Annotated in this window: 12 protein-coding genes; 1 reads left to right on the top strand and 11 read right to left on the bottom strand. The window is 68.8% G+C overall.

Annotated elements, in window-relative coordinates; all coding sequences use genetic code 11:
- Nucleotides 1-85: 85 nt before the first annotated feature.
- On the bottom strand, nt 86-2,335 hold the full coding sequence (locus ASE35_RS00460; RefSeq protein WP_057162647.1) for a TonB-dependent receptor: 2,250 nt from the start codon (nt 2,333-2,335) through the stop codon (nt 86-88).
- A 401-nt stretch (nt 2,336-2,736) separates the two neighbouring features.
- Between ASE35_RS00460 and ASE35_RS00455 the strand changes: the two genes are divergently transcribed.
- Nucleotides 2,737-4,179, top strand: a complete 1,443-nt coding sequence (locus ASE35_RS00455) for a phosphatidylinositol-specific phospholipase C domain-containing protein (protein WP_057162646.1) — start codon at nt 2,737-2,739, stop codon at nt 4,177-4,179.
- A 99-nt stretch (nt 4,180-4,278) separates the two neighbouring features.
- On the opposite strand, the gene ASE35_RS00450 is transcribed toward ASE35_RS00455, so the two are convergent.
- The 10 genes from ASE35_RS00450 to ASE35_RS00405 all read right to left on the bottom strand — a co-directional run bounded on the left by ASE35_RS00450 (nt 4,279) and on the right by ASE35_RS00405 (nt 21,375).
- On the bottom strand, nt 4,279-5,085 hold the full coding sequence (locus tag ASE35_RS00450) for a ferritin-like domain-containing protein (RefSeq protein WP_057162645.1): 807 nt from the start codon (nt 5,083-5,085) through the stop codon (nt 4,279-4,281).
- Between the two features lie 95 nt (nt 5,086-5,180).
- The gene (gene purF / locus ASE35_RS00445; protein WP_056172513.1) at nt 5,181-6,650 is read right to left on the bottom strand and encodes an amidophosphoribosyltransferase; all 1,470 of its coding nucleotides are present in this window, start codon (nt 6,648-6,650) and stop codon (nt 5,181-5,183) included.
- A gap of 30 nt (nt 6,651-6,680) precedes the next feature.
- Entirely contained in the window at nt 6,681-7,457 is a 777-nt protein-coding gene (locus ASE35_RS00440; RefSeq protein ID WP_057162644.1) for a CvpA family protein, read from the bottom strand.
- An 11-nt stretch (nt 7,458-7,468) separates the two neighbouring features.
- Complete coding sequence (locus tag ASE35_RS00435) at nt 7,469-8,536, bottom strand: SPOR domain-containing protein (protein WP_057162643.1); 1,068 nt, start codon at nt 8,534-8,536, stop codon at nt 7,469-7,471.
- Between the two features lie 202 nt (nt 8,537-8,738).
- Nucleotides 8,739-9,659, bottom strand: coding sequence for a DUF2167 domain-containing protein (locus ASE35_RS00430; protein WP_057162642.1), 921 nt, complete (start codon nt 9,657-9,659; stop codon nt 8,739-8,741).
- Nucleotides 9,660-9,827: 168 nt separating this feature from the next.
- A complete protein-coding gene (locus ASE35_RS00425) occupies nt 9,828-11,225 on the bottom strand; it encodes a c-type cytochrome (RefSeq protein ID WP_057162641.1) in 1,398 nt (465 codons plus the stop codon).
- Between the two features lie 3 nt (nt 11,226-11,228).
- Nucleotides 11,229-11,822, bottom strand: a complete 594-nt coding sequence (locus tag ASE35_RS00420) for an SCO family protein (protein ID WP_057162640.1) — start codon at nt 11,820-11,822, stop codon at nt 11,229-11,231.
- Nucleotides 11,809-12,489: an SCO family protein gene (locus ASE35_RS00415; RefSeq protein WP_082611048.1), complete on the bottom strand. Its 681-nt coding sequence runs from the start codon at nt 12,487-12,489 to the stop codon at nt 11,809-11,811. Before ASE35_RS00415 ends, ASE35_RS00420 begins: the two co-directional genes overlap by 14 nt.
- Before the next feature lie 22 nt (nt 12,490-12,511).
- Nucleotides 12,512-14,434 carry a PQQ-binding-like beta-propeller repeat protein gene (locus ASE35_RS00410; RefSeq protein WP_082611047.1) on the bottom strand — a complete coding sequence of 641 codons (1,923 nt, stop codon included), beginning with the start codon at nt 14,432-14,434 and terminating at the stop codon, nt 12,512-12,514.
- Nucleotides 14,431-21,375 (bottom strand): hypothetical protein, encoded by a 6,945-nt coding sequence (locus ASE35_RS00405; protein WP_157489187.1) that lies wholly within the window; start codon nt 21,373-21,375, stop codon nt 14,431-14,433. Before ASE35_RS00405 ends, ASE35_RS00410 begins: the two co-directional genes overlap by 4 nt.
- Nucleotides 21,376-21,538: the final 163 nt, after the last annotated feature.

Here is a 21,538-nt window from a genome sequence, read left to right as displayed (position 1 = left end):
TTCGCCCAGGGCTCACCGCACCCTACGATTTCGTCGCTGTGGCAGGTCGAAGCAAGCATCTCCCCCTAGGAGAGATGCCACCTCATCAGAACTTCACTTCCGCGGTCAGGAACATCTGCCGCGGCGCGCCCGATTGCAGCGTGTAGTTCAGACCGTTCGGGTCGGAGGTCACGAAGCCGTTGGTGCCGATGCTGCCGAAGTAGTCTTCGTCGAACAGGTTGGTGACGTTGAACTGCAGCTTGAACGCATCCGCCCAGCTCAGTTCGGTCCACTCGTAGGACACGGCGGCGTCGGCGACCCAGAACGAACCGACCTTGGAATCGTTGAGATAGGTCAGGTAGCGCTTGTCGGTGTACTTGGCGCCGATCTGGGCCGAGAAACCGTCGCGGCTCCAGCGCAGCTCGGTCGCGTACAGGCGCTTGGGCGCGTCGACCACGTCCTTGCCCCTGGCCGGAATCAAGGTGGTGCCGTCCAGGTAGTCCGAGGCGTATTCGGACTTGTTGAAGGCCAGCGAGTTGTACCAGCTCAGGCCCTCGATCGGCGTCCACAGCACGGTCAGTTCGGCGCCGCGGGTCTCGACGTCGCCGACGTTGGCGAAGCTGGACGCGCAGCCGACGATGCCGGCGCAGCGCGCGATCGCGAGCAGGCGGTTCTCGAAGTCGACGCGGTACAGCGCCACCGACGCTTCCAGGCCGTCGCGGCTGGTGCGCAGGCCGGCCTCGATGGTGCGCGAGGTTTCCGGTTCCAGCGTCGCCACGGCGGCATTGAACGCGGCCTGCGAGGTCGAATGCGGGCCGTTCACGCCGGTGCGGAACGCGGCCATGTTCTCGCTGTAGGAGCCGAAGATCTCTTCGTGCTCGCTGAACTGCCAGCGCGCGCCGACCTGGGGCAGGAAGTTGTCCTCGGCCTCCAGCTTGCCGCCGGCGCGGCTGCCGATCAGGTTCTTGCCGTCGGTCTCCACGCGCGTGCCCTTGAAGCCGGCATCGATCGCCAGGCGGCCGTCGATGAACTCCATGTGGTCGGTGACGTAGAACTGGCGGGTGTCGGTGTCGAAGCGCTGACGGAACACGCGCGCGTCGGGATCGCGCAGGAAGTAGATCCCGTCCGGCGCGGTGTCGCGGCGCAGGTTGTAGAAGTTGCGCTGCACGCCGTGGGCGTTGCGCTCCAGCCACAGGCCGGCCTGCAGGCGATGGTTGCCGATCTGCCAGGTCAGACTGGGGGTGATGCCGGTGCGCTCGATGTCGTACTCGGTGGTGCGCATCGCGATCGGCACGGTCGGCGAGGACGCGTAGGGCGTGGCCCAATGGCCCTGGCCTTCGTTGCGGTGGTAATAGGCGGTGGCGGCGAAGCTCAGGTCTTCGCTGGCCGACCAGTCGGCCGAGACGTACAGCAGGTCGTCGTCGCGCAGGCCGCGGGCGATGTAGTAGGCATCGTCGAGGCTGTTCACGCCGCCGCGGAAGATGCCGCCGGCGGCGTCGATCGCGCGCTGCCAGTCGCCGGCGTAGTTGTCCCAATCCATGCCCAGGCGGCGCGCCGAATCCAGCGACAGGTCGGCGTAGTCGGTCTCGCGCCGACGCGAGGTCGCGGCATAGCCGGTGAGCTTGAGGTCCTCGGTCGCATAGACCAACTTGGCGTTGAACTGAGCGTTGCGCTGCGGGCCCTCGCCTTTCCACTTGTCGGTGGTGTGGAAGGCGCCGCTGAGGTAGGCGCTGAAGCCGTTGTGGTCGCCGGTGTCGACGCGCGCGTAGCTGCGGCGGGTGGCGTCGCTGCCGAAGGTCTGGGCCAGGCGCACGCCGTAGTCGGCGGACGGGTCGCTGCTGAAGAAACGCAAGGTGCCGCCGAGGTTGCCGCTGGACGCGGTGTCGATCGCGCCGCTGCCCTGCGACAGCTCGGCGCCGGACAGGTTCTCGCTGATGATCGCGCGGCTGATGTGCAGGCCGTTGTGGTTGCCGTAGCTCATGTCGCCCAGCGGCACGCCGTCGAGGGTGAAACCCAGCTGCTGCTGCGAGAAGCCGCGGATGCTGAGCTTGCTCGACCATTCGTAGTTGCCCCAGGGATCGGAGCTCTGGAAATGCACGCCCGGCAGCTTGGCCATGACCTTGAGCGGGCTGGTGCCGGCGGCTTCGCGCTGCAGGTCGGCGCGGCCCAGCGACTGGACCTGACGGGTCTGGCCGGTACCCACCACCGAGACCGCGTCCAGCGTGGTGGCGTCGTCCATGGCCGCGGCGGACGCGGCGTCGGCATCGGGCTGCGCGGCAGGCGTCTCGGCGCGTGCGGCGGCGGTGTACAGGCACAGCAGAATCGAGGCGGCGAGGATCGTCGTCTTCGTCGTCATGTCGGGATTTCCATCAGGGAGGCCGCCGTGCATTGCAAATATCACTCCGGGCGGCATGCAGAGCGAAGCCGCGGAAGTCTGTCGATATCGTGTGTACGCGAGGTTGCAGTCAGAAGGCAGTTCGCCCGACAACGCTGCGCAGCGCACGCTCCCCAGCCCGATTCGCGCGCCAGCACCATGAATCTTTCACCCGCTCTGTGGGAGCGGCGTAAGCCGCGATGGAACCCGCTTGCGACGCGAGCCGGAAGCACGCCGGCAGCCGATCGCGGCTTACGCCGCTCCCACAGACAGCCGGGGCACGCGCGGCGGGGCGATACGCCTGCGGCCTACCTGATTTCGGCGATTGCCGCGCCCGATCGCGCGCGGAACCATCGCAGCATCCGACACCCCCGGAGTCCGCCATGCCCAACGCCTCGCGCGCCGTCGTCACCGATTGGATGCGGTACGTCGACGACAGCCGCTACCTGTCCGAGCTCAGCATCCCCGGCACCCACGACAGCGTGACCGCGCTGTACCGCAGCGACATCGGCATGAAAGAGGGCTGGACCCGCTGCCAGGACCTGGATATCGAAGCCCAGCTGCGGCAAGGCATTCGCTTTCTCGACATACGCTTGCGCTACGACAACGCGGTGTCGCCACCGGTGCTGCGGCTGTGCCACGGCTCGTCCGACATGGAGCGCACGTTCGACTACGTACTGGGCGTCTGCGAGCGCTTCCTGGCCGCGCACAACTTCGAATGCATCGTGATGTCGGTCAAGAACGAGCAGCCGGGCCATCACGACCAGGCCTTCGCCGACCTGTTCGCGGCCAGCATCGCCCATTCCGGTAGCCGCGAGTTCTGGCACACCGGCAAGACGGTGCCCAAGCTGGGCGAGGTCAGGCGCAAGATCGTGTTGCTGCGCCGCTACCAACCCGGCGCGATCGGCATCGACGCCACCTACTGGCCGGACAACTGCCCGTTCCGACACCTCAACGCCGACGGCGTCCTCTTCGACGTGCAGGACGAATACAAGGTCTACTCGCACTTCAACCGCGCCAGCAAGTTCGACGTCTACATCGAGCGGGCCTTGTCGGACGCGGTGCGCGACCCAGACAAACGCAAGCTGTTCATCAACTTCGCCAGCGGCACCGGCACGGTCTGGCCAATCACCCTGGCCGAAACCACCAACCCCAAGCTCTACCGGTTCTTTCGCGCCGCCGCGCCGGGACGCTATGGCATCGTGCCCATGGACTACCCGGAGCAGTTCACCGGCGGCATGTACCACGACTTGATCGCCGCCATCGTCAGCGCCAATCCCAGCGAAAGCCTGCGCGACGATGCCATCTACGAACTGCGGCCGCGGCTGGCGCTGAACAGCCGCCTGACCGTGCTGGTCGGCGGGCGCGATGTCGGCATATGCCAAGCCCTGACCGACCTGCCCCCACTTTGGCCGGGCATGCCCACCCTGCCCGGCATGGCGCCGATGCCGACCGAAAGCGGGCAGCGCTGGCGCGTGCACAACGTCGGCGGCGGCTACTATCGCCTGCATGCGCTGAGCGCTCCGGAAAAGGCGCTGACCGTGGTTGACGGCGGCATCGCCGACGGCAGCGCGATCGCGATCGAAGCCGTGAACGGCCGCAACGATCAGCTGTGGAAGTTCGAGCGCATGGGCGAGGACCCGGACAGCCGGCGCCTGGACGTCGGCCTGCTCCGGATCAGTCCCAAGCACGCGCCGCGCTCGGTACTGGACGTGTTCGGCGCTCGCCAGGAGAACGGCAGCCCGGTCAAGCTCTACCACTACTACGACAGCCTCTCGATCAACAACGCCTACGCGCAACGCTGGGTGCTGGTGCGGGTGGGCTGAGGCGCGCTCGGGTGGCCTCCACCATGACAGGCGCCCCCGCGCGCGCCCCTGTTGCAGCAGCGAGCCACTGGAGGGCCCGCGACGCGGATCAGGGCATGCTCAACGCTGGACGAAGGCCTCGAGCATGCGCAGCTCCTCGTCGTCGAAGCCGGCCGCGCTGCGCGCTTCGAAATTGAACGGGCCGTAGAGCACGGCGCGCGCGTACTCGGCCAGCAGTTCGCGGAAGCGCGGGCCGGGTTCGATGCCGTCGCGTTCGCAGTACCAGCGGAACCACTGCGAGCCGGCGGCGACGTGCGCGACCTCCTCGCGCAGGATCGTTTCCAGGATCGCGACAGTAGCGGTGTCGCCCAGCGAGCGCAGCTTGACGATCATGCCCGGCGTCACGTCCAGGCCGCGCGCCTCCAGCACGCGCGGCACCAGGGCCATGCGCGACAGTCCGTCGTGGGCGGTCTTCTCGGCCATTTCCCACAGGCCGTTGTGGGCGTCGAAATCGCCGTAGTCGTAGCCCAGCTCGCGCAGGCGCGCGCGCAACAGCGCGAAGTGGCGCGCCTCGTCCCTGGCCACGCTCACCCAGTCGGCGTAGAACCGCGCCGGCAGGCCGCGGAAACGGTAGACCGCGTCCCAGGCCAGGTCGATGGCGTTGAATTCGATATGCGCGATCGCGTGCACGAACGCCGCGCGTCCCTCCTGGGTACCGAAACCGCGCTTGGGCAGGTCGCGCGGATGCACCAGCCAGGGCCGCTCGGGGCGGCCGGGCATGCGGATCGGATCCGGCGCCGGCGCGTCGTCCGGCGTGGTCAGCTCGCCGCGTGCGTAGGCGTCGGCGGCGGCGAAGGTCGCGGCGACCTTGTCCTCGGGCGTGGCGGCGTCCAGGCAGGCGCGCGCGGCGTCGTACAGGCTGGGCATGGCTCAGCCGGCCGGGGCGGCGGTACGAGCAACAGCAATTCCCCCCTGCCCCCCTTTTGCAAAGGGGGGAAAAGCCGGAGCGAAAAGCGGGGGGCTCACGAGACCCGGCGGGTCTTCTTGGCGTCGTCGGAGCGCAGCTGCTGCAGACGCTCGAAGTAGCCCGGCTCGATACCGGTCACGTACTCGCCGTTGAAGCAGGACGAGTCGAAATGATCGATGCGGTGCTTCGGGCCCGACACCGCCTGTTCCAGCGCGTCCAGATCCTGGTAGATCAACCAGTCGCAGCCGAGCAGGGTCTGCACCTCGTCGTCGGTGCGATCGTGCGCGACCAATTCGTCGGCCGAGGGCATGTCGATGCCGTAGATGTTCGGGTAGCGCACCGCGGGCGCGGCCGAGGCCAGATAGACCTTGCGCGCGCCGGCGTCGCGCGCCATCTGCACGATCTGCTTGGAGGTGGTACCGCGCACGATCGAGTCGTCGACCAGCAGCACCACCCGGTTGCGGAACTCCAGCGGAATCGGATTGAGCTTGCGGCGCACCGATTTCGCGCGCTCGCCCTGGCCCGGCATGATGAAGGTGCGGCCGACGTAACGGTTCTTGATGAAGCCCTCGCGGTACTTCACGCCCAGCACGTTGGAGATTTCCAGGGCGGCGTCGCGCGAGGTGTCGGGGATCGGGATCACCACGTCGATGTCGTGGTCCGGACGCAGGCGCAGGATCTTCTCGCCCAGGGTCTGGCCCATGCGCATGCGCGCCTTGTGCACCGAGACATCGTCCATCATCGAATCCGGGCGCGCGAAGTAGACGAACTCGAAGATGCACGGCGCGTGCTGGCGCGGCTCGGCGCACATCTGGGTGTACAGCTCGCCGCGCGGCGTGACCACGATGCCCTCGCCCGGGCGCACGTCGCGCACGCGCTCGAAGCCCAGCAGGTCCAGCGCCACCGACTCCGACGCGATCGCGTACTCGTCCTGGCCGCCGCTGTGGCGCTTGCCCAGCACCAGCGGACGGATGCCGTTGGGATCGCGGAACGCGACCAGGCCCAGGCCGAGCACGATCGCGACCACGGCGTAACCGCCGACGCAGCGCCGGTGCACGCCCTCGATGGCCTTGAACGCGGCCTCCGGGGTCAGCCCGCGCTGCATGTCCAGCTCGTGCGCGAACACGTTGAGCAGCACTTCGGAATCGGATTCGGTGTTGACGTTGCGGCGGTCCTGCTCGAACACGTCGCGGCGCAGCGCGTCGGTGTTGATCAGGTTGCCGTTGTGGGCCAGCGCGATGCCGAACGGCGAATTCACGTAGAACGGCTGGGCTTCGTCGGAGCCCTCGCTGCCGGCAGTGGGATAGCGGCAATGGCCGATGCCGACCCGGCCATCGAGCAGGCGCATCGCCTTCTCGTCGAACACGTCGCTGACCAGGCCGTTGCCCTTGTGCACGCGCAGCTTGGCGCCGTCGGCGGTGGCGATGCCCGCCGCGTCCTGGCCGCGATGCTGGAGCACGGTAAGGCCGTCGTAAAGCTGGGCCGCGACGTCGTTATGGCCGACGATGCCAAGTATGCCGCACATGATTCTGAGTCCTAAGGCTGTTGCGTGGAGTTACATCACGAAGGCTTCGTCCTGCTCGACCGGCACGGGCAGGGTTTCGTCGCGCTTCGAGCGAGGCGCGACTTCGAGCGGATCGCCCTGCGGCGCATCCTGCGATGGCGTGCCTCCTGGCAGCGGGTCCTTCAGGCCCGCGCCCTTGAGCAAGGGCAGTACGCCGGCGTTGAGAATGGGCAGCACGTCCTGGCCATAAGACTGGCCGTTGCCGCTGCCCAGGCCCGGCAGGCCCTGCATGTTCAAATCCAGCTTGGGCAACGACGGCATCCAGGCCGGCGCGCCGCCGCTGAAATCCATGGCCCGGCCGGCCCAGTCGGGCATCCAGCTGCGCACCATGTGCGCGCCGGGCACGAACAAGGGCACCAGCGTTGCCGAGCGCCACTCGCGCCGGTGCGCGAGCGGGGTGAAACCGACCAGCATCACCAGCATGCTGGCGATCAGGGCGCCGCGCGCGACGCCGACCACGAAGCCCATCGCCCGATCGACGCCCGACAAACCGGACTCGTGGACCATGCGCTTGGTCACGTAGCCGACGACCCAGACCGTGACCAACACGCCCAGGAAACACAGCGCGTAGCCGCCGAACATCTCGCCCAGTCCCGGCGCGCCGTTGTCCGACAGCATCAAGGCGGCGCTGCCGCCGAAACCGAACGCGGCCCAGCCGGCCAGCACCCAGGCCGCCAGCGAAGCGACCACGCCGATGAAACCGCGCATCAGCCCCAACAGCGCCGATATCGCGACCACCGCCAGCAGAATCAAGTCGGCGGCGCCCATCGCGACCTCGCTCAGGGATGCGGACGGACGATGCCGTCGACGCCGATCTTGGCCGCGGCCTGGCTTTTCAGCTTGTCGGCGTCGGCACGGTTGGCGACCGGACCCAGGCGCACGCGGCTGAGCGTGCCCTTGTCGGTACGGACCTGTTCCACGAAGGCGCTGAACCCGGCCGCGCGCGCGCGATCGCGCAGCTTGTTGGCCTCGTCGGCGCTGCCGAACGCGCCCAACTGGACCGCGAAGCCGGTGTTGCTGGCGGCCGGCTTGGTTGGCGCCGGCGGGGCGACCGCGGGCTTGCCCGGTTCGACGGCGGGTTTGGCGGCCGCGACCGGCGGCTTGGCCGGCGCAACGACCGGCTTGGCCGGCTCAGGCTTGCTCGCGGCGGGTTTGGCCGGCTCGGGCGGCAACGCGGCCGGCTTGGCGGCGGTGCGGCTGTCGCTCAGCGGTACCGCGGCCGACACCGTCGGCGTTGCGGTCGCGACCGGCTGCGAGGCCGAGGCGCTGGCGGCCGGCGTCGCGTCGGCGTCCAGGGTCACCACCTTGGCGCTGATGTCGTTGCGCACCTTGGTCGAGGCCAGGCGCGCGGTTTCGGCGTCCGCGCGCGAGCCGTAGGGCCCGATGCGCACGCGATAGAGGGTGCGGCCGTTGCCCGGCACGGCTTCCTGATAGCCCGGCAGCTGCGCGCCTTGCAGGGCCGCGACCACCCGGTCGGCGTCGCCGCTGCTGGCGTAGCTGCCGAAGCTGACGGCGAAATCGCCGCCCGCGGTGGCGGCCGGCATCGCGCCGCTGGCGGCGGTCTTGGCGGCTTCAGCCGCGGTGTCCACGGTCGGCAGGGTCTCGCCCGGGGCGCCGGAGGCGGCCGGCGACAGGCCGAGGGCGCCGCCGTTGGGCGCATCGCCCGGCGTCACCAAGGGCAGTTCGCGGGTCTCGAACTGGCCTTCGGGCTGTTCGGGCAGATTGAGCGGGACGTCGGAGGCGCTGCTTTCCGGCGCCGGTCCCTTGATCAGCATGGGCAGGAAGATCACCGCCAGCGCGACCAATACCGCCGCACCGATCAGTCGCTGTTTCAGGGCAGGTTCCATCGCTACTCGATCGCTCGCTGAGTCGGGTGCCGGCGCGAATTATAGCGCCGCTTGGCAGTCGAGCCGGCGTTTACGGCACGCATGGCATTCAGGTAGCGCCCGCGCGCGGCCCGCGCGACCTGCCCGATTGCGTCGCCAAGCCCGTAGCGACGGGCTATGCGCATGCGCGGACCGGTCGGCCCGCGCATGCGCAGGCGTGGGGTCAGCTGACCGCGCCGCTGTCGCCGTCCTTCTTGCCGCGACGGAAGAAGCTCAGAATCTTGCCGAAGAAGGCGCCGATCACCAGCACCAGCGGGATCAACAGCTTCTTCAGGCCCAGCAGCAAGGCGCCGATCTTGCCGAACAGGCCGGCCTTGGCGGCGATGCCGCCGCCGACCAGCGCCGCCAGCCCGTAGGCCGCGGTCTTGTCGGTGCTGGCGTCGTAATCGGCGTAGCGCGCGCCCTGGTCGAATTCGACCGCGGGCAGCAACTGCTGCATGCCGGTGCGGACCTGGCCCAACTCGCCCATGCCGGCCACGGCGTTGAGGCTGAGATAGCCGCGACGGCCGAGCACGCGGATGTCGTAGTTGAGGGTGTGGTTCTGGCTGCCTTCGAACGCGAGTTCCTTGGCCCAGTACAGCTTCTTGGCGCCGGCATCGTAATGCGGCGGTTCGGCCCAGCCGACCAGCTCGATGCCGCCGTAGCCGGCTTCGCGCCGCTCCTTGCTGCCTTCTTTGGCCTCGTCCTTCATGTCCTGCAGCATCTGCGCGTAGTCGATCTTGGCCGCGTCCTCGTCGGACACGTAGCCCTCGTCGGCATAGGTCACCACCACCGCCCAGCCCTGATCGCCGAGCAGATCGCCGTCGCGCGGCACGACCATGCCCAGCACATCGGCATCGGGCGGATTGCCCCACAACTGCTCCAGCACCTTGCGCGCGTCGGCCGAGTCCAGATAGCGGAACTCCTTGCCCAGGTTCAGGTGCGCCTGCGCCTTGGCCACGGCGATCTGGCCGTCGTGATACTGCAGCGATTGCACGACCTGCGCGATCTGCTGCTCGGCCGCCTTACGCTCGGCGTCCGTCGTTTCCTGGGCATGCGCGCCCGCCGCGACGGCCATCAGGCCGACCAGCATCCACTTCCACATTCGAATTCCCCATGAGCGGGCGTCCCCACGCCCTCGGCGCTAGTGTCGCCGCTGCGCGCGCGTAGCGACAAGCCGAAACCGACCGGTTCGGCGCATACCGAACGCCTGGGCGCGGCAGACGCCTGCCGCCACGCAGCGACGGCCGCGGCCTCGCCTACCCCCGCAGCGCTACCGCGGTTCCTCAGAATCGGCGCGCTCGGGCCACTCCATCAACGCGACGCGGCCGACTTCGTCGTCGAAATCGGAACGTGCCGGCAGCTCGAACCAGGCGTCCAGCCGCAGCGGCGCCATCGCCGGGAGCTGCGCGCGCCACGCGGGCAAGGCCTCGCGCGAGCGCGGCATCGGCGGCAGGCGGGCCAGCAGTTCGCAGGCCAAGGCCGTCCAAGCCTGTTCGGGACCGATCCAGCGGCCCGCAAGGGCCTGGCTGCGCGGCGGATACGGGAACGCGAGGCGTACGCGCGCGCCGCGCGCCCGCCAGGCTTCCGCCGCGGATGGATCCATGAACAAAGCCGGCACCAACAGGGTCGTCGCGCGGTCGATAGCGGGTACCGGCACGGGTGCGGGCGCCGTCAACGGCATCAAGACCAGCACCGCATCGGCCGCCGACGCGGCTTGCGCGTCCGTCGTCAGGCCGACCCGCCAACCGCGCGCCTGCGCGGCATCGCCCAGCTCTTCGGCCAGGGCCTGGCCGGCGCCGGCCTGGATGATCAGCGTTCCGCCGCTACGCGCAGGCAAGGCGCGCAGCAAGGCGTGCGCTTGCGCGCGCAACGACGGCAGACGGAACAACAACGACGCGTCGGGCGCCGCCTCCAGACCGTCCAGGGCGATCGGCAGCAACGTCGGCAAGCTGCGCTGGAACGGCGCACGCGCATAGGCGGACTCCACCGCCGGCAAGTACGGTGCGAACACCGCCGCCACGGTACCGGCCTGCTCCATCGCCTGCAGCTGCGCGAGCGCGTCGTCGAAGCTCGCGTAGCGCAACACGGTCAGCGCCGGCATCCGCTCGCCTGCGACCGTGCAACGCCGCAACCCGTCCAGCAGGCGCGTCGCCGCACCCTGCCCGCGCTCCGGCGCCAACACGACCAGCGCCGGCGGCACCGGCGCCGATCCCGCGCCGTCCAGCGTGCGCAGGTGCGCGATCAGCGCATCGATTTCGTCCTCGGCCAGGTCGTAGCGCGGCATGGCGCTGTCCAAGGCGACGTCGTCCGGCGCGATCCCGCCGCGCAGCGCGCGCGCGAGCGACGCGCGATCGTAGGCGGGCCGGGTGCTGCCGTCGCTGCGCAGCCGGCCGTGCGGTTTGCTCAGCGCGAACCAGCGCAGATCGGGCGCCTGCAGCCAGCCTTCGCCGCCGCCACGGCCGTCCTGGCCGTGGCAGTTGCCGCACGCGACCGCGCCGCCCTGCATGCGCAGGCCGCCGTCCGCGCCGATACGGCCGCCGATTTCGCGACCGTCGCGGCCCGCGCCGATCGAATAGATCGCACGGCCCAGGTCGCTCTCGACGCACCAGGCGATGCCGAACCATGCGCTCAGGCCCGCCAACACTGCGAGCGGCAGGAATCGACGCATGCTTCAGGGGCCCGCGCGCAGGCGTTCCAGATCGGCCGCGATCCGTTGCGGCGACGCGTCCGGACGCAGTTTGGTCCAGTGCGCGCGCGCGGCATTGCCGGCGATCAGCAGGGTCGAATGGTCTTCGGCGTTGTCGGACCATTGACCGAGCTTGCCCAGGACCTGCTTCATGGTGTCCGGATCGGCGACCAGAAAGCGCCAGCCCGGCTCGTCCGCACCCTGCTTGGCGGCGAAGGCCTTCATCGCCGCCGGAGTGTCGTAGGCCGGATCGACCGACAGCGACAGGAACCGTATGTCCCTGCCGAAGCGGTCGCCGAGTTCGGCGCGCACCTGCTTCAGGCGCTGGGTCATGAGCGGGCAGGCGCTGGGACAACGCGTGAACACTACGTTGATCAGCACCACGCGATCGCCGAGCAGGTCGCTGTAGAAGCGCTGCCGTTTGCCGTCCTGGTCCACCAGCACGGCATCGCTGAAGTAGGCGCGCGCGCGTTCCGCCTTGGCCGCGTCCGCGCTCGCGTCGGCGCTGTGGGCGGACAGCGGCCACGCCAAGGCGATGCAAACGGCGGCCGAGGCCAGATAGCGCTCAAGGCTGCGCATGCGCGGTCCTCTGCGGCCCGGGCCGAGTTGCGGAGGCGCGCAAGGATGCGACCGCGGCCAGCAATTGCTTCGGCGACGGCATGCCGACCCAGCGCAGCCACTGGCCGCTCGCGGGGTGCCCGACCAGCACCATCGGCGCATGGTCCTGCGGCCTGCCGGGCGGCAAGCCGAATGCGCGCAGGCTGCGGTCGACCTCGCCGCCAGCGCCGGTCAACCACCACCAGTTGCGCCCGGCGCCGACATTGCGCGCGTAGGCATCCATGCGCGCCGGCGTGTCGTGCGCCGGGTCGACCGAGACCGACACCAGCAGCCAATCGTCGGCGCCGGGCTCCAGGCCGCGCTGCACCGACGCCATCACCGCGGTCAGCGCCGGGCAGATCGTGGTGCATTGGGTGAAGACGAAATCGATCACGACGATGCGGTCGTCGAAGCTGTCCGCTTGCAGGCGCACGGCGCTGCCGTCGCGCATGCTCAGTCGCGTTCCGGGCAAGGCCACGCGGGTCGGCGACGCCCCCTGCGCGCGTGCCAGCGCTGCGCGATGCGCGGCATGCGGATCGTCCTGCGCGGGCACCGGCAGGCAGACCGCCATCCAGCAGGCCAGCGCCCATCGCGCCACTCGCGCGCCGCGCCGCCGCGCACGGGCCGGTGCTCTCGTGGCCGGGTTCATTCGGTGTTTCCTCGCATATCGCTCACTCCACGATCAACGATGCCGGCAACGCCGACAGACGCGTCGCCGACCCCGCGGCGTCGCGCACGTGCACGTAGTAACCGCCGGGCGCGTCGACCCGGCCGGAAATCCGGTACTCGCCGGCGCGCGCGGTCGGCAACAAGGGCCATTGCTGGGCGATACCGCCGCCGCCGGACACGACCCAGGCCGAGAACCGGGCAGGATCCGGTACCTGCGCGCCGCGCGCCGCGCTCAGTCGCACCAGGAATTCGACCGCTTGGCCGCGGCGCACCCCGCCTGCCGGTTGCTCCAGCCATTGCAGCGACCACGCGGCCTCCTTCGCCGGCGCGCCAGCGGCGACCGTCCAGGCCAGGCATTCGCGCACGCGCGGCGATTCGGTCGCCAGCGCCAGCACCATGCGCCCTTGCGAAGGCACTTTGAAGCTCGTGGTGTAACGACCGCGCCCGGTTTCGCGCAGGCCGCGCCGACTGATCGCCACCGCCAACGGCGTATGGCCGTAGGTGCGGATACCGCTGTCGGGCGCGTTCATGCCTTCCATGTAGTGGTAGACAGTGCGCTCGCCGGGCGCGGCGATGAAGGCGCCCGCGCCTTCCATGTTCTCGCTCATGCTGGAAGCGACCGGCAACGCGGGGGTGGCGCCGATCCCCTTGGCACCGACCGGGATGTACTGCAGCACCGGCGCATCGCCCAGGGTGGACAAGCCGATCATCGCCAACTGCTCGATGTCGAGCGAACGTACATAGACGTAGTTGCGGCTGAAGAACAGATCGTAGGGCCGCCCGGAGATCGTCGGCGAATGCAGCACCGCGCCATCGGCGGCGTCGAGCACGTGCAGACGATGCTGCGAAGGATTGACGATCAGCACGTAACGGCCGTCCGGCGTCGCACGCGCCGGCCCCAGGCCGGGCTCGAGCGCGATGCGGTCGATCTGCGCGCCCTGTGCGTTCAGGCGATGCACCACGCCGCGCTCGCCGTCGATCGCCCACAGGCTCGACTGCCCGGGCAGATACGCCAGCGACAGCAATTGGCCGCCCAGCTCGACCTCGCGCAGGCGCTGGCCGGACGCGTTGTCGATGACCGACACGGTGCCTGTATCGCGGCTGCTGACATAGCCGTAGCGCCCTTCGTCGCTGAAGGCGATTTCGTGATGTCCGGGCGCGAGCGCCATGCCGCCGACGCGGCGGCCGTCGCCGACCGCGATAAGATCGATGCGCTCGCCTTCGCCGCCGGCCTCGCCGCGCTGCGCCACCCACAGGACCTGGCCGTCGGGCTGCAGCGCCAGGCGCGTGGGCTTCCCAGGCAGATCGATGCGTTGGCGGATCTTGAAGGTTTGCAGATCCACCACCGCCACCTGCCGGCGTTCGGGCAGCGCCACGAACAGCCAGCGGTCGTCGCCGCTCTTGACCCAATCGAACGGCACCCCGCCCAGTTGCACCGCGGCGTACAGGCTGGTTCGGCCGGCGAACTGGACCGCCGGATCGAGCGCCGAGACGCTGCCCTCGGCATCCAGCGTGAGCACGTAGTAACCGGTGAGATCCACCAGCGGGCGCTGCATCAGGCCGCCGCCGAGAATCGCCGAGACCCGCTGACCGCAGGCGGGTACCGCGCCGGACATCACCGAGGTCTCCCGGTCCAGCCAGGCGCCGATGCCCAGATTGGACAGCGCCTCGCCGTCGGCGAGGCGTTCGATGTCGATGCTCAGGCGCACGGTGTCGCCTGCCTTGGGCGCGGCCGCGGCCGCGATGCCGCGACGCGGGCCGGCGCCGGTCGGCGACCCCTCCGTCGGCTCGGGTTCGATCCGCACCCGCAACGACAGGCCCTCGCTCTCCAGGCTGCGGTCGAGGTAAGGCTCGGCCGCCTGCGCCGAGGAGCACAACAACAGGGCCAGCGCGTACCGCCAGCCCCTTCCGCGGACTCTCCTCATAAGCAACTTTCGCGCAGGGGCAAGGCGGACTGCAGCTTGGATTTTTCTGAAACTCGCAGCACGCCCCACAAGCCGTTGCTGATACCGAACCCGCCCATGTCGCGCCACAGGAAATCGCCGGTGGTTCTATCCTTGCCGCCCGCCGACGCCAGCACGACGTCGAAATGCGCCATCGGACTCACGCTCTCCTGCCCGCCCAGCGCCATCTGCAGCGGATTGTCGCCGATGCATTTCGCCGCGATTCCCCAGGTATTGGCCGAACCGCCCACGGGCAGTCGCGCGGCGTCGACGTTCTCGGCCAGGTAGGGGTCGCGCGGCCACGCATGTCCGTGCTGGCTGAAGGTGGTCGCGCGGCCGACGCCGGTCGGCATCAGCACCCGCAAGCGCGTCTCCGCGCCCGGACTGGTGAGCATGATCGGCACGTAGGGCTCGCCCACGGAAGCTTGCGCGGTGGCCGCGCTGCCGCCGTTGTCGCAGCACTGATTCGAGAATGCCTGCCAGGCATGGTCCACGCCGCCGAAGCCCAGGCGCCCGAATGGCGCATCCGGCGCCAGACCGAAGCGGAACCACAGCGGCTCGCTGCCGTAGTTGATCGCCATGTGACCGGAATCGTGCGCGTCCTCCGGCGCGGTCAGATTGGGCGATTGCAGGTCCTCGCGCTCGGCCGCCAGGTTGGCGACCGCATCGCCCTTCGCATAGCGGAAGTTGAGCCCCTTCTGATGCACGATCGCCATGTCGCGCATGCCGCGATAGATCGGTCGAAGGCCGCCGGCCACCGGATAGGTCACCGTCGCCGACGCGCGCGTGGCGCGCCGGTTCTGCTGGGTGGCGCCGGGGTTCTGGCGGTCGATCGCGGCGTCGTCCCGGTACTCGGACCAGCGCGAACCCTGCGGCTCGACGATCAGCGCGCCGACCGCGGCCTTCTGGCCCTGCTTGATACGGTCGGGCGGCGAGAGGTTGCTGCCGCCGAACTCGACCGGAACGAATCGGCAGCGCCCGCCCAAGGCCGCCAGGCGGGTGGTATCCGCGCTCAACGCCGGATAGACCTCGTCGCGCCAGGCGAAGGCGGCGGCGAAATCGCCGTCGTCGTCGGCTTCGGGCAATTGGTAGAGGAAACTCGCGGTCAACTTTTGCGACAACGCCTGCGCGCGCGACTCCAAGGTTTCCGGCGCCGTCGCCTGGGCCTGCGCGGTGCCGAGACTCTGCCGTTCGGCCGGCGGCGGTTGCAGCAGTTCGGCGGCGTCGGAGTCCTTGACCAGATGGTCGTAGATCGATGCCTGCATATCGCGCCCGACCTGCGCGCCAACGCAGGTCTGACGCGCCTGCAAGCGCGCGGAACGGTCGTAGACCAGTTGCGCCTTGGCTTGCGGATCCACGATCAACGGCGCTTCGTCGACCGGGTCGTCGGCGACGGCGGCGCTGCCGCTGGGATCGCGCAGCGACTCGAGCGACGCCAATTGCTCGTCATCGCGGGACGCACCCATCTTGGCCGCCGTCTCCGCGCTGGGCACGGTTTCGAGACAGGCCGCGACGCTCGGCAAGGCCCGCAGCTCGGCGCTGACCTTGCTCACCTCGGGCGCTTCGGGCGAAATGCTGCGGCTTTCGCTGCTGACGGTGTCGGCGATCAGGCTGCTGGCGATACGGTCGAAGGCGGGTGCGTCGTAGATCTGATTGAGCGGCCGCAAGGTCGGATTTTCCGGGAACACGCTCAGCTCGGCATAGTCGGCGCTCAGCGCTTCGGCCGGGCATTGCTCGGCCGAAGCCACCGTCTCGAGCTGGCCGGCGTACCACTGGTAGACATAGGACGTGCCTGGCTCGGCCAGCGAGGTCTTGTTCACGCCGACCGCGCTGCCGTCGTAGGCCTGGACGTCGTAATGGACCATCTGCGGATGCAGGCCGATGCGGTTCGACGGGCGCAAATGGTTGTTGTTGAAGGTGGTCATGTCGGACGTCGTCGAGCCCGGGTCCCGCGGCACGATGCCCGACAGCGAGCTGTAACCGTCCAGGTCCGGCATCGGGCTGGTCGAACGCAGCAAGCGGTTGCGCGGCAGACGGTTGCTCAACACCACCTGCACGCATTCGCCCGCGCCCGCACGCAACACCAACGGCTCCACCGGCACGCCCGCGCGCAGTTTGCCGCGCGCATCCAGATCCTCTTCGCGCACGAACATCACCGCGGTCGGGTCGTGCAGCGGACCGGTGCCGTAGCTATGCCTGAGACCGGTCGGATTGCCCTTTTCGTCGACCGCCGCGATCGTGATCGCGGTGGTGCGCGGGTTGTAGACCAAGGTCCCGCCGCTGCCGTTCAGGCCACTGGCGCTGCCGGACGGGAAGCTGGTGCTGCTGGGCTTGTCCAGGGCCTGATTGGCCAACACCGCCGCGACCCGGTAGATGCGCAGCGGGGCGTCGGACGGACAGTCGTTGTACCGCACCAGCCCCAGCCCGGGCCGCAACAGCGTCGGGCGCGGATTGCTGGGCAGGGTATGCAGGACGTCGCTGCGCGAGTCGCGGCGGTTGCCGCTGCGCAGCACCCCCCACACGCCGCTCCACAAGCCGTCCTGACTGCTGTCGATGGCGTACAGGCGGTCGGTGAGGTTGTTGATCGTCGCGTAGTCGGTGATCCGCGTCGCGAAGGTGAACTGCTCCGACAATCCGGCGTTCTGGGAACCGCGCCAGCCCGAGTGCGGCGCCTGACCGAAACCGGAGCCGCCCTGCAACCAGGTCAGTCCGTTGATGGTCGCGTTGTGTTCGTGCTCGTGCGAACCGGCCTGGACCTTGACCCGGATCAGGTCGCCCGAATACGCGCGCATGATGGGCGTGAACGGGTCGCCCTTGAGCACGTGGTTGGTCAGCGCCGGATACGGCGTGTTGCCCAGTTGGCTGTTGAGGTCGCTCCATCTGCGATCGGTGCGGGTCTGGAAGGCATAGGACAGATCGCCCGCGTAGCCGGCGGCCTGACTCTTGCTGTTGGGGTCGTACACGCGCGCGCCGACCGGCTCGTTGCGGTAGTTGACCACCATCATGCCGACGTCGTCGGCCGAGATGGCCTCCGGACACGGGCGCGGCACCTTGCCCTGGGCCGAGTACACCGCGCCGGGCAGGGTCTGCGAGCCCTCGCCACCCGGGCAATGCGAATCGTATTTGACGATGTCGCGCACGGTACTGGCCGGTTTGCGCACCGACGGGTGGATCGCCTGACGATAGTGCTGCGGGCCGACCGTGGCGCTGGCGTCGTACTTGTACGGCACCCCCTTGGCGGTGACGCCGACGTAGACGCCCTTCTGGTAGGCGTGCTGGAAATCGCCGAATTGCAGGAAGAATTCGCGGTGGGCGTCGTCGCGACCGTCCTTGTCGACGTCGATGCGGCCGCTCTTGGGCCCGGTGATCGTCGCCTGCCAGCTGGTCGGGCCGCCGTCGCTGTTGGCGCCGAACAGGGCGCCGGCCTTACGCGAACCCAACAGCACGCCGGTCTCGTTGTGGCGCCACTCCGACCCCGGCGGCTCGGTCAGCATGGTCGCGTACAGGCCCAATTGCTGGTGCGTGGACGGGCCGAGGTGATCGTGGGTGAAAGTGATGCCCAGCCCGCGATGCACGCCGGCGGCGTTGATCAGCGGGTCGGAGAACCAGCGCTGCAAGGTGGTGCGCGCGCCCAACCAGTCGCAAGCCTTCGGGTAGGCGCCCCAGTTTTTTTCGAAGGACTCGAAGTCGCCGCCCACGCTGAGCCATTTGGCGCGGCAATCGGCCAATTGATGGCCGCTGAGCGCGCCGAAATACGGATGAGGCTCCGGCACCAGCGGCGTGGTACTGCCGTCCGGCTTCGGCACCACCGGCTTGCCGGCCTTGGCCTGGGCCGCGTTCCATTGATTGATCGCGTAGACGCGCTCGCGCACGGCGCCGGGCGAGAAAGTACCGTCCTCGTAGTTCCAGCCGTTCGCGCTGCCGTCGGCCGAGGTCAGGTCCCATTTCGGCAGATGGATGTGCTGCCCGATCACATCGGTGGGCGTGGTGATCTGATAGTCGTCGGCGTAGAAATCCTTGGGCACCAGGTTGGTGTGCTGATACATGGCGCAATCGAACGTGTTCATACGCAGCACCAGCGGCTCCGGCGGCCGCTTGTTGTCCAGCGTCGGCACCACGTCGTCCCACAGGGTCAGGATGCGCTGCTGCGGGTAGTGATAGCCGACCTTGTTGAACACCACGTCGAGCTGGATGTTGGCGCCCTTGTACACGCGCGGATTCTTGGCGCCGTACTGGATCCCGCCGGGCAGCGCGTCGCCGACTTTGATCATCGCGTCGAACGTGGCGCCGCCGAAGAACTCGCCGCTGGCGTCGCCCGCGGTCAGCAGTTTGCCGCGATCGTCGATGCAGGGTTCGTTGTAAGGCGCGCCCGGCACCGCCGGGGCGCCGTTGACCACGAACGCGGCGGCGGAGGTCACGCCGTTGCGGTCGTAGCGATGGCTCGGGTGCTCGCGCGTGGCATGGAACTTCATCGCCACTTTTTCCAGATCGGTGCCGGTCTCGTCGAAGTAGATCGGCTTGGTCTGCTTGAGATGCTTTTCCGCGGTCAGCCGGGTCAGCTTGGACTCGTCCTTGCCACCCTCGGCGTAGCCGGCCAGGGCATGCCGCGGCAGACCGCCGTCGAAACCGCCGGCGCTGGCGCTCATGTCCAGCGGCGGCGTGGTCGGGCGATGGCCGATCGAAGACGACCAGCGCGAGTGCTCGGTCACGCCGGCGATCCAGAACGGATAGCCGGGATTGGTGGTCTTGCTGTCGAACACGCCGTCGAGCACCGCCTTGGATCCCAGGCCGGTCTGCTTGGGCGCCACGCTGACGGCGGCGGGCATCGGCGGCAGCGCCTTGCCCGGCAGCGGCACCACCGCCGGGATCGGCGTGCCGGCGACGATCTCGCCGTCGGGCAGCGCGCGCGCCTTACTCGCCGGCTCACCGTCCATCAAGGCATAGGGCTTGTCGTGGTACAGGCTGCCGGTCTGACTGACCGCGAGCGGCGTGCCGGTTTCCATGACGTCGTGGTTGCGCCACATGTACCACATGCCCTGGGCGAAATGCGGATAGAAGTGGCAGTGGAACACCGCATCGCCGACGGTCTTGTTGCGGTTGCCGGAACCGCCGAATGCGATTTCGTAGGTATAGCCCGAACCCGGACCCACGCCCTGCGCGTCGATGTAGTTGGAGTTGTCGTCGTTGGGGTTGAACAGCCACTGATGGTTGTGCAGGTGGAACACGTGCTGTTCCTTGCCCGCATGCACGTTGCGGAACTTGACGAAATCGCCGATGTAGCTGTGATGCACATTGGCCGGATCGTGCGGGTAATAGGCCTTCTGCGCGATCGCCGCAGCGCCCATACCCTTCCAGTCGCAGTGCTTCTGAAAGCCATCTTCATGGCTCTGGTCGTAGGACTGGCCCAGTTCCTTGCGCTTGCGCGCCTCGACGAACTCGGGCTGGCAACGGCCGATCGCCAGATTGACCGGCCTGTCGACCAGCATCGCCGGATCGCCCACCGCGAACGAGGACAGGAAGAACTCCTCGTAGGCGCAGTCGATGCAATCCTGCATCGGCCCGGCCTGCAGGCGGTTGGCGATGATCTCCGCGCCGATGCCGCCCGAACCGTAGTTGATCATGAAGGCGTCGCGCACGCCGTGCAGGGTATGCCCCAGCTCCGGGTGCTCGAAGAAGTACGGAAAGGCCTGGGTCGCGGCGTTTTCGTCGTGGTAGACGGAAACGAACTCGCGGAACGGCTCCAGCCGGTTGGGCAGCGAAGGATTGCGGCGCCCGGCCTTTTCCAAGGGATAGGTATCGGCGCTGAAACGGCCGTCGCTACCGGTGCCCATCACGATGGCGTTGGTGTCGGCGTGAGCCAGGCGACGCGGGTAGTAGATTTCCTCGAACGTGGCGATGCGGTCGCCCTGCGCGACCATGTTGAGGATCGGCTGACCGGCCTTGCCTTCGCGGCACCAGATGCCGTTTTGAGCGCAATCGTTGGGGTAAAGCGCCTCGTAGTCGATGATGGGCTGCCCGGTCGGCGTCGTGCCCTTGGTCGCCAGCCGCATTTCCTCTTCCGTGACCTGGGCGCGATAGAAGCTGGCGCCGCGCGGCTGCACCGCGATCGTGCCGAACAGGCCGACGCCGCTGTTGCCGGCCGAGCCTTCGCCGCCGAAGGCCGCGCCGGGGTTGGACACCAGGAACGCGCCCTCGGCGGGGGCATGGAAACAGTAGTCGCGGCTTTCGCCGGGCTTGACCAGGCTATCGGCGTTGCCGCCGACGTAAGAACTGTCGCTGTCGATGAACGGCGCGGGCTCCAGGCCCTGCGGATGGAAGCCGACGCTGCGGCTGGCGACCTGGTCGTCGATGTTGTAGATCACGTCGCCGCCGGGCGCGTCCTTGGCCGCGTGCTCGAGCGGATGATCCACGCCGGGCAAGGGATCGGGCTCGGAATTGAACGGCCCGCTGTTGGTCGAGCCCGAACCGCCCGGCTGCAGATTCTTGAGCTCGAGCAGGTTGGTGAACCGCACTAGCAGGTACTCGCCGGCCGCCACCCGCAGCACCAGCGGTCGCGGCCGCAGGTCGGGACGCAAGGCGATGCCGCGGCTGTTGCTTTTCTCCTTCACCGACGCGAACAGGGTTTCGCCCTGCTTGGTGTAGTCCAAGGGGTAGGCCGAAGAGCGCTCGATCACGTCGTGGCGCAGCGCATACATCATCCAGTTGACGTTCTGGGCGCCGATCCGGTTGAACACCATGGGGTGATCTATCGCGACCACGTGCGCGGTCAGGGTCTTGTCGCTGCAACCGATCTGCGTCGGCGCGCCGGGCTTGGTCGGCGAGGTCGCCACGGGGCCGCCTGTGCGCGGCTGCGCAATCGCCGGCGACGACACGGCGAACAACAAGACCGTGGACACGAACGCCAACCACATTCTGCAGGCCATAACTGTTCCCTCAGTCGCGTGCGATCGCGGGCCGACTAGGCGCCTGCCCTCGTGATGCTTCCGTGCGGAACACGACCGATGGTCACTAGCCCCTTCGCGTCGATAACGGATCGATTCCAGATCCCTGGCCGCACTCCCGATGGGCCAGACGCACGCTACGGCC

Origin of the sequence: Lysobacter sp. Root916, from assembly GCF_001429785.1 — a bacterium.
GTDB lineage: Bacteria > Pseudomonadota > Gammaproteobacteria > Xanthomonadales > Xanthomonadaceae > Lysobacter.
Note: the sequence above shows the minus strand (reverse complement) of the source record. Positions and strands in the feature narration are given on the sequence as shown.

What these genes read in the sequence shown, in the direction of transcription:
- ASE35_RS00460 (WP_057162647.1), bottom strand. Translation starts at nt 2,335, where the DNA reads ATGACGACGAAGACGACGATCCTCGCCGCCTCGATTCTGCTGTGCCTG.
- ASE35_RS00455 (WP_057162646.1), top strand. Translation starts at nt 2,737, where the DNA reads ATGCCCAACGCCTCGCGCGCCGTCGTCACCGATTGGATGCGGTACGTC.
- ASE35_RS00450 (WP_057162645.1), bottom strand. Translation starts at nt 5,085, where the DNA reads ATGCCCAGCCTGTACGACGCCGCGCGCGCCTGCCTGGACGCCGCCACG.
- purF (WP_056172513.1), bottom strand. Translation starts at nt 6,650, where the DNA reads ATGTGCGGCATACTTGGCATCGTCGGCCATAACGACGTCGCGGCCCAG.
- ASE35_RS00440 (WP_057162644.1), bottom strand. Translation starts at nt 7,457, where the DNA reads ATGGGCGCCGCCGACTTGATTCTGCTGGCGGTGGTCGCGATATCGGCG.
- ASE35_RS00435 (WP_057162643.1), bottom strand. Translation starts at nt 8,536, where the DNA reads ATGGAACCTGCCCTGAAACAGCGACTGATCGGTGCGGCGGTATTGGTC.
- ASE35_RS00430 (WP_057162642.1), bottom strand. Translation starts at nt 9,659, where the DNA reads ATGTGGAAGTGGATGCTGGTCGGCCTGATGGCCGTCGCGGCGGGCGCG.
- ASE35_RS00425 (WP_057162641.1), bottom strand. Translation starts at nt 11,225, where the DNA reads ATGCGTCGATTCCTGCCGCTCGCAGTGTTGGCGGGCCTGAGCGCATGG.
- ASE35_RS00420 (WP_057162640.1), bottom strand. Translation starts at nt 11,822, where the DNA reads ATGCGCAGCCTTGAGCGCTATCTGGCCTCGGCCGCCGTTTGCATCGCC.
- ASE35_RS00415 (WP_082611048.1), bottom strand. Translation starts at nt 12,489, where the DNA reads ATGAACCCGGCCACGAGAGCACCGGCCCGTGCGCGGCGGCGCGGCGCG.
- ASE35_RS00410 (WP_082611047.1), bottom strand. Translation starts at nt 14,434, where the DNA reads ATGAGGAGAGTCCGCGGAAGGGGCTGGCGGTACGCGCTGGCCCTGTTG.
- ASE35_RS00405 (WP_157489187.1), bottom strand. Translation starts at nt 21,375, where the DNA reads ATGGCCTGCAGAATGTGGTTGGCGTTCGTGTCCACGGTCTTGTTGTTC.